The 8,464-nt window shown below is 75.2% G+C and carries 7 protein-coding genes and 1 pseudogene; 6 read left to right on the top strand and 2 right to left on the bottom strand.

Features of this window, described 5'->3' with window-relative positions; genetic code table 11:
* Window positions 1-653, bottom strand: a 653-nt coding sequence (locus K7854_RS36880) for a DUF5937 family protein (protein WP_226030920.1), incomplete at its 3' end; no start/stop codon positions are given.
* Window positions 654-838: 185 nt separating this feature from the next.
* Between K7854_RS36880 and K7854_RS36875 the strand changes: the two genes are divergently transcribed.
* The gene (locus tag K7854_RS36875; protein WP_226030919.1) at window positions 839-1,054 is read left to right on the top strand and encodes a hypothetical protein; all 216 of its coding nucleotides are present in this window, start codon (window positions 839-841) and stop codon (window positions 1,052-1,054) included.
* Between the two features lie 12 nt (window positions 1,055-1,066).
* Here the strand turns inward: K7854_RS36875 and K7854_RS36870 are convergent, their stop codons facing one another.
* Window positions 1,067-2,284 (bottom strand): threonine aldolase family protein, encoded by a 1,218-nt coding sequence (locus K7854_RS36870; protein WP_226030918.1) that lies wholly within the window; start codon window positions 2,282-2,284, stop codon window positions 1,067-1,069.
* Between the two features lie 199 nt (window positions 2,285-2,483).
* Here K7854_RS36870 and K7854_RS36865 point away from each other — a divergent pair.
* The 5 genes and pseudogenes from K7854_RS36865 to K7854_RS36845 form a co-directional block, all read left to right on the top strand.
* A pseudogene (locus K7854_RS36865) lies at window positions 2,484-3,398 on the top strand (Rossmann-like and DUF2520 domain-containing protein); the annotation flags it as partial.
* 425 nt (window positions 3,399-3,823) lie between these two features.
* Window positions 3,824-4,834: a pantoate--beta-alanine ligase gene (gene panC / locus K7854_RS36860; protein WP_226030917.1), complete on the top strand. Its 1,011-nt coding sequence runs from the start codon at window positions 3,824-3,826 to the stop codon at window positions 4,832-4,834.
* A complete protein-coding gene (locus tag K7854_RS36855) occupies window positions 4,831-6,564 on the top strand; it encodes an L-aspartate oxidase (protein ID WP_226030916.1) in 1,734 nt (577 codons plus the stop codon). Before panC ends, K7854_RS36855 begins: the two co-directional genes overlap by 4 nt.
* Before the next feature lie 5 nt (window positions 6,565-6,569).
* Entirely contained in the window at window positions 6,570-7,559 is a 990-nt protein-coding gene (gene nadC, locus K7854_RS36850) for a carboxylating nicotinate-nucleotide diphosphorylase (protein ID WP_226030921.1), read from the top strand.
* Between the two features lie 4 nt (window positions 7,560-7,563).
* Window positions 7,564-8,361 carry a type III pantothenate kinase gene (locus K7854_RS36845; protein WP_059302165.1) on the top strand — a complete coding sequence of 266 codons (798 nt, stop codon included), beginning with the start codon at window positions 7,564-7,566 and terminating at the stop codon, window positions 8,359-8,361.
* Window positions 8,362-8,464 lie beyond the last annotated feature (103 nt).

The raw sequence follows: 8,464 nt of genomic DNA, 5'->3' as shown, positions 1-8,464 counted from the left end.
AGCGTCACCGCCGGGGACACGGCGGCCAGTGCCCCGGCGAGACCCTTGTGGCGCAGCAGGTCCGTCTTGCGGCGGGCGTCCGCCGCCAGCTGGTGGCGCAGCCGGGACCACGCCTCCGCGAAGAACGCCTCGTCGCAGTCCCGGGCGAACTGCCGCAGCCAATCGCGGATCCGCGGCGGATCGGCCAGCAGCCGCTCGCTGAAGCGCAGCTGCTGCGGTCCCCGCGCGGCGGCCAGGTCCAGCGCCCGCCGGCGCGCCTCGGGGTCGTCGAGCGCCGAGGCGCCCGCGGTGCTGTACGGCAGCGCGCAGGTGAACTCCAGGGCCGCGTCGACGAACTGCTCGTCGGACAGCTTGTCGAGCAGGTCCAGGTCGTCGGCGAGGGTGGCGCCGGGCAGGGTGCTGCGGCCCGGCACCCCGGCGAACGGCATGAACAGGTCCGAGAAGGTCGTCCGCCACAGGAAGTCGGCCTCGCACATCCGGTCGGCCAGATGCGAGTCGAGCCCGGCGGTCACACCCGTCACCCAGCCCTGCAGCCCCGGGTGGTGCGCCGGCTCGGACAGCGCGTGCAGCGCCATGCCCAGCTCGGCCAGCGGCGAGGGCACGACGGCGACCCGCTCCGGCCGCAGCCCCGTGATGTCGATGCGCACGCTCATGTCCCCATGGTGCACGCCGCCACCGACAACGCCGCCACCGACAACGCCGCCGCCGATTGACCGCCGCCGTCAATCGGCGCGACCGCGAGCGGGGGACCGGAGCACTCTGGGGTCACCGGGGCAGCCGCGGAGCCCGTACGTCCCTCCGACGTGTCCTGCACGTCTCCTTGAGAAGGCGGTGCGCCATGAGCATCACGCAGCAGTACCTCCTCGACACCTACCGCGCCCGGCAGCTGGGCGAGCCCGCGCCGCCCGCGCCCGGCGCCCACGACTGGCAGGTCGTGCGGGAGTGGCACGACCGCCGGCAGTTCCAGGCCGTGCTCGCCGGCCGGCCCGCGCGGGGCCGGATACGGCGGGCCCTGCGCCGGTGGTGGTCCCTGTGGCCGCGCGCCCTGGGCTGACCGGCCGGGCGGTCACGCCGTCAGCCGGGCCGCGAAGTCGGCGACCGCCGCCCGCACGTCGTCGGCCGTCCACTCCAGGCCCGGCTCGCCCACGGAGACCTCGGTGCGGACGATCCCCGGCCCGGCCGCGTCCCAGGGCCGGGAGAACAGCATCGTCCCGGTCTCCTCGGCCTGCCGCAGCGCCGCCTCGCCCACGGCGTCGGGCTCGCCGGGCAGCCAGACCTGGAACTCGTGGGTGTGCGGCACCTCGGGGTGCACCCGCGCCCACGGCAGCCCGGCCGCTGCGAGCCCCTCGCGCAGCGCGGCGGCCACCACGCGCGCGTGGGTCACGTACGCGGGCAGCCTGGGCAGCTCGCGCTCCAGGCCGGCCAGGGCGGACAGCACCGTGGGGAACTGCTGGAACACCTGGCCGCCGTACCGGTGCCGCCAGGCCTTCGCCTCCTCGATCAGCGTCCGGGGGCCGGCCAGGGCGGCGCCGCCGTAGCCCCTGAGCGACTTGTAGAACGAGACGTACACGCTGTCCGCCAGGCCCGCGATCTCGGCCAGCGGGCGGCCGAAGTGGACGGTGCACTCCCACAGCCGGGCGCCGTCGAAGTGCACCACCGCGTCGCGCTCCCGGGCGGCCTCGACGACCTCGGTCAGCTCCTCCCAGGTGGGCAGCAGATAGCCGGCCTCCCTGAGCGGCAGTTCCAGCATCAGCGCCCCGAAGGGCTCCTCGAAGCAGCGCACCTCGTCGGCGGTCGGCTGGCGGGGCTCGTCGGTCAGCCGTACCGGGCGCAGTCCGCTGACCCGGCTGAAGGCGTCGCGCTCGTGCACCTCGGGGTGGCCGAGCCCGTGCAGCGCGACGACCGGGTTGCCGGTGCGGCCCGCCCAGCAGCGCAGGGCCACCTGTTGGGCCATGGTGCCGGTCGGGAAGAAGGCGGCGGCCTCGGTGCCGAGCAGGGCGGCGGTCCGCTCCTCCAGGGCCGCCACCACGCCGTTGCCGTAGAGGTCGGACGGCTCGTCGAGGTCGTACAGCTCGCCCGCCCCGTCCAGCAGGGCGATGCGCTCCCGCAGGGTCGTGACGAAGCCCGGGCGGTCGAGTGCGCGGCGCGCGCCGCGCAGGGCGGCCACGCGCCGTTCCCGCTGCCGCCGGTGCCGCTCCTCCTCCGGCTCCGCCCGCCCGCCCTGTTCCGGTCGTTCTCCTTGATGTGCTTCCCGCTGTTCTTCCTGCGCTGCCGTGTCGCTCATGCAGCGATCATGTCGCGCGGAACGGTCGGCGGGCACCCGGTTTCCGCACACGTTCCGACATGCGCGCGGTGCGTGTGCCCCGGCGTCGCACGGAAACCCACAGCCTGTGGACAACCGGACGTCGCCCGGACCGATCGCGTTAACATGACGAGAAATCGTCCGGTACCCCGAGCGGACTGGAACGGAAGGCCGTCGTCGCGTGAACACAACCCCACAGCCAGACCCCAAGGACCGCCCCGCGCGGCTCACCGTAGGCGTTGTCGGCGCCGGACGGGTGGGCCCCGCGCTGGCCGCGTCCCTCCAGCTCGCCGGGCACCGCCCGGTGGCCGTCTCCGGGGTCTCCGACGCCTCCCGAAGGCGTGCCGCCGCCCTCCTGCCCGACGTGCCGATCATGACGCCCGCGGAGGTCCTCCAGCGTGCCGAACTGGTCCTGCTGACCGTCCCCGACGACGCCCTGCCCGGCCTGGTGAGCGGGCTCGCCGAGACCGGGGCGGTGCGTCCGGGCCAGCTCCTGGTGCACACCTCGGGGCGGTACGGGGCGCGGGTCCTGGACCCCGCGCTGCGCGTCGGCGCCCTGCCGCTGGCCCTGCACCCGGCGATGACCTTCACCGGCACCCCGGTGGACGTCCAGCGCCTGGCCGGGTGCTCCTTCGGCGTCACCGCGCCCGAGGAGCTGCGGCTGGCCGCCGAGGCCCTGGTCATCGAGATGGGCGGCGAGCCGGAGTGGATCGCCGAGGACCGGCGCCCGCTGTACCACGCGGCGCTGGCCCTGGGCTCCAACCACCTGATCACCCTGGTCGCCCAGTCCCTGGAGCTGCTGCGCACGGCCGGCGTGACGGCCCCCGACCGGATGCTCGGCCCGCTGCTCGGCGCCTCCCTCGACAACGCCCTGCGCTCCGGCGACGCGGCCCTCACCGGCCCCGTCGCGCGCGGGGACGCGGGCACGGTCGCCGCGCACATCACGGAGCTGCGCGAACACGCCCCGCAGGCCGTCGCCGGCTACCTGGCGATGGCCCGCGCGACCGCCGACCGCGCCCTGGACCACGGGCTGCTGAAGCCCGAACTCGCCGAGGACCTGCTCGGCGTCCTCGCGGACGGAGCCGACGGATCCGCGGCAGCCACTGGTGCCGCGGGGGCCGCGGGCATCCCCGGCGTCCCGGAAACGACCGGCGGCCCGGAGGCCACCGGCGCCCCGGAGCCCCCCGGCGGCCCGGACCCGAACGGAAACCCTGGCCCCCACGAGAGCCCCGGCACCGAGGCCCCGGACGAAACCCCCGACACCGGCGCTCCGAAGGGAACTCCCGGCGTGCAGGCCCCGGACGGAACCTCCGGCGCTCAGGCCCCGAACGGAACCCCCGACACCGGCGCCCCGAAGGGAACTCCCGGCGCTCAGGCCCCGGACGGAACCTCCGGCGCTCAGGCCCCGAACGGAACCCCCGACACTGGCGCCCCGGACGGAACCCCCGGCGCTCAGACCCCGGACGCAACCCCCGACACCGAAGGCCCCGACGGAACCGCTGGCACCGACGGAGGCGCCCGATGACCACCACCCCGCCCGTCCTCCTGCGCACCGCCGACGAGCTGCACGCGCGCGTGCGCCACGGCCGCCGGGCCGTCGTGATGACCATGGGCGCCCTGCACGAGGGCCACGCCACCCTGATCCGCACGGCGCGCGACCTCGCGGGCCCCGACGGCGAGGTCGTCGTCACGGTCTTCGTGAACCCGCTCCAGTTCGGCGCGGGCGAGGACCTCGAGCGCTACCCCCGCACCCTGGACGCCGACCTGGAGATCGCCGGGCGGGCGGGCGCCGACGCCGTCTTCGCCCCCGCCGTCGACGAGGTCTACCCGGGCGGCGAACCCCAGGTACGCATCACCGCCGGGCCCATGGGCGAACGCCTGGAGGGCGCCTCCCGCCCCGGCCACTTCGACGGGATGCTCACCGTCGTCGCCAAGCTGCTCCACCTCACCCGCCCCGACCTCGCCCTCTACGGCCAGAAGGACGCCCAGCAGCTCGCGCTGATCCGCCGCATGGTCCGCGACCTGAACTTCGGCGTGGAGATCGTGGGCGTCCCCACCGTGCGCGAGGAGGACGGCCTGGCCCTGTCCAGCCGCAACCGCTACCTCTCCACGGCGGAACGCCGCACGGCCCTCGCGCTCTCCCAGGCGCTCTTCGCCGGCCAGGACCGGCACGCCGCGCAGGAGGCGCTCTGCGCACGGGCCCGCGAAGTGCCGGCCACGCAGGCACGCGCGGAGGCGCTGGGCGCCCTGGGCGAGTCCCGCGCGGCGGCCGACGCCCACGCCGTGGCCACCTCCGCCCCCGGGAGCGCGGCGGCCGTCCGGGACGCCGCCCGCCTGGTGCTGGACGACGCCGCCCGCGCCACCCCGCCGCTGGAGCTGGACTACCTCGCCCTGGTCGACCCGTTCGACTTCACCGAGATCGGCGACGACCACACCGGCGAGGCCGTCCTCGCCGTCGCCGCCCGGGTCGGCGCGACCCGCCTGATCGACAACGTCCACCTCACCTTCGGACCGTTCGGAGCCGCCTCGTGACCAGCACAGGCATACGACTGCACGCCCCCGCGCCCGGCTGGGCCGTCGCCGCCGACGTGGTGGTCGTCGGCTCGGGCGTCGCGGGCCTCACCGCGGCCCTGCGCTGCGAGGCCGCCGGGCTGCGGACCGTCGTCGTCACCAAGGCCCGCCTGGACGACGGCTCCACCCGCTGGGCGCAGGGCGGCGTCGCCGCGGCCCTCGGCGAGGGTGACACCCCCGAGCAGCACCTGGACGACACCCTGGTCGCGGGCGCGGGACTGTGCGACGAGGAAGCGGTCCGGATCCTGGTCACCGAGGGCCCCGACGCCGTACGCCGGCTCATCGCGACCGGCGCGCACTTCGACGAGTCCGCCGAGGGCGGCCTGGCCCTCACCCGCGAGGGCGGCCACCACCGCCGCCGCATCGCCCACGCGGGCGGCGACGCCACCGGCGCCGAGATCTCCCGCGCCCTGGTCGAGGCGGTACGCGCGCGCGGCATCCGCACCGTCGAGAACGCCCTCGTCCTCGACCTCCTCACGGACGCCGACGGCCGTACCGCGGGTGTCACCCTGCACGTCATGGGCGAGGGCCAGCACGACGGCGTCGGGGCGGTGCACGCCCCCGCCGTGGTCCTGGCGACCGGAGGCATGGGCCAGGTCTTCTCCGCGACGACGAACCCGTCCGTCTCCACGGGCGACGGTGTGGCCCTCGCCCTCCGCGCGGGGGCCGAGGTGAGCGACCTCGAATTCGTCCAGTTCCACCCCACGGTCCTCTTCCTCGGCCCGGACGCCGAGGGCCAGCAGCCCCTGGTCTCCGAGGCGGTACGCGGCGAGGGCGCCCACCTGGTGGACGCGGACGGCGTGCGCTTCATGCTGGGCCGGCACGAACTGGCCGAACTGGCCCCGCGCGACATCGTCGCCAAGGGCATCACGCGCCGCATGCAGGAGCGGGACGCCGACCACATGTACCTGGACGCCCGCCACTTCGGCAGGGCGATGTGGGAGCGCCGCTTCCCGACGATCCTGGCCGCCTGCCGCGCCCACGGCATCGACCCGGTCACCGAGCCGGTCCCCGTCGCCCCGGCCGCCCACTACGCCTCGGGCGGCGTCCGCACCGACGCCCACGGCCGTACGACGGTGCCCGGCCTGTACGCCTGCGGCGAGGTCGCCTGCACCGGCGTGCACGGCGCCAACCGGCTGGCCTCCAACTCCCTCCTGGAGGGCCTGGTCTACGCCGAGCGCATCGCCGCCGACATCGCCGCGGGCCACACGGCCGGCGCCCTCCCCGCACGCGTACCGGCCCCCGTCCCCCACCCGGCGAACCCGGAGCACCCCCTCCTCCCGCCCGAGGCCCGCCTCACCATCCAGCGGATCATGACCGAGGGCGCCGGCGTCCTGCGCTCCGCGGACTCCCTCACGCGCGCGGCCGACCGCCTGCACCGCCTCCACGCCGAGGCCCGCGAGGCCCTGCACGAGAACGGCAAGACGTCGGAGCCGGGCGTCGACACCTGGGAGGCCACCAACCTCCTGTGCGTGGCCCGGGTCCTGGTGGCCGCGGCGGCCCGGCGCGCGGAGACCCGAGGCTGCCACTGGCGCGAGGACCACCCGGACCGCGACGACACGGCGTGGCGCCGGCACGTCGTCGTACGGCTGAACCCGGACCGCTCCCTCGCCGTGCACACCACGGACACGCCAGAATTCCCCCCGACCGTCCACGGCGCCCAGCCGACGCACCGTCCCCAGGAGCAGTGACAGCAGTGAACCCCTCCGACCCCAACGAACTCCCCCTCGCCTCCACCGGAGGCTGCGGCGACGGCTGCGCCTGCGGCGCGGACACCGAAGAGGACAGCTACCTGGAGTGCGGCCTCGACCCGTCGCTCGCCGCCCTGCTGCTGGACTCCGGCCTCGACCCCGTCGAGGTCGAGGACATCGCGAACATCGCCATCCAGGAGGACCTGGCGGACGGCGTGGACGTGACGACGGTCGCGACCATCCCCGAGGAGGCCGTGGCCACGGCCGACTTCACGGCCCGCGAAGCCGGCGTGGTCGCGGGCCTCCGGGTCGCCGAGGCGGTGCTGTCGATCGTCTGCACGGACGAGTTCGAGGTGGAGCGCCACGTGGAGGACGGCGACCGCGTGGAGGCGGACCAGAAGCTCCTCTCCGTCACCACCCGCACCCGCGACATCCTGACCGCCGAACGCAGCGCCCTGAACCTCCTGTGCCGCATGTCGGGCATCGCGACGGCCACGCGCGCGTGGGCGGACGCCCTGGACGGCACGAAGGCCGAGGTCCGCGACACCCGCAAGACCACTCCCGGGCTGCGCAGCCTGGAGAAGTTCGCGGTGCGTTGCGGCGGCGGTGTCAACCACCGCATGTCCCTCTCGGACGCGGCCCTGGTCAAGGACAACCACGTGGTCGCCGCGGGCGGCGTGGCCGAGGCCTTCCACGCCGTGCGCGAACGCTTCCCGGACGTGCCCATCGAGGTCGAGGTCGACACCCTGCACCAGCTCCGCGAGGTCGTGGACGCGGGCGCGGACCTGATCCTCCTGGACAACTTCACCCCGGACGAGTGCGAGGAGGCGGTCGCCCTGGTCGCCGGCCGCGCCGCACTGGAGGCGTCGGGCCGCCTCACCCTCACCAACGCCAAGGCGTACGCGGCCACGGGCGTCGACTACCTGGCCGTGGGCGCCCTCACCCACAGCTCCCCGATCCTGGACATCGGCCTGGACCTGCGAGCGGCGGAGTAACGCGATGCTGCTGACGATCGACGTAGGCAACACGCACACCGTCCTCGGCCTCTTCGACGGCGAGGACATCGTCGAGCACTGGCGCATCTCCACGGACTCGCGCCGCACGGCCGACGAGCTGGCGGTCCTCCTGCAGGGCCTGATGGGCATGCACCCGCTGCTCGGCGACGAACTGGGCGACGGCATCGACGGCATCGCCATCTGCGCGACGGTCCCCTCCGTCCTGCACGAACTGCGCGAGGTCACCCGCCGCTACTACGGCGACGTCCCCGCGGTCCTGGTCGAACCGGGCGTCAAGACCGGCGTCCCGATCCTCACCGACCACCCCAAGGAGGTCGGCGCCGACCGCATCATCAACGCGGTCGCGGCCGTGGAGCTGTACGGCGGCCCGGCGATCGTCGTGGACTTCGGCACGGCGACGACGTTCGACGCGGTGAGCGCGCGCGGGGAGTACGTCGGCGGCGTCATCGCCCCCGGCATCGAGATCTCGGTCGAGGCGCTCGGCGTCAAGGGCGCCCAGCTGCGCAAGATCGAGGTGGCCCGTCCCCGCAGCGTGATCGGCAAGAACACGGTGGAGGCGATGCAGTCCGGCATCGTGTACGGCTTCGCCGGCCAGGTCGACGGCGTCGTCAACCGTATGGCGCGGGAGCTGGCCGACGACCCGGACGACGTGACGGTCATCGCGACGGGCGGACTGGCGCCGATGGTGCTGGGCGAGGCGTCGGTCATCGACGAGCACGAGCCGTGGCTGACGCTGATGGGTCTGCGGCTGGTGTACGAGCGAAACGTGTCCCGCATGTAGGCGGCCGGGGGTGGGGAGCGCGGCCCGGCGTTGCGGGGTGCCGCTGCGCCCACCCGTGCCGCCCCAGCGGCACGACTGCCCGCAGCGGCAGCGGCGGGAAAGC

This window comes from Streptomyces hyderabadensis (assembly GCF_020404845.1).
In the GTDB taxonomy this organism is placed as follows: domain Bacteria; phylum Actinomycetota; class Actinomycetes; order Streptomycetales; family Streptomycetaceae; genus Streptomyces; species Streptomyces hyderabadensis.
Note: the sequence above shows the minus strand (reverse complement) of the source record. Positions and strands in the feature narration are given on the sequence as shown.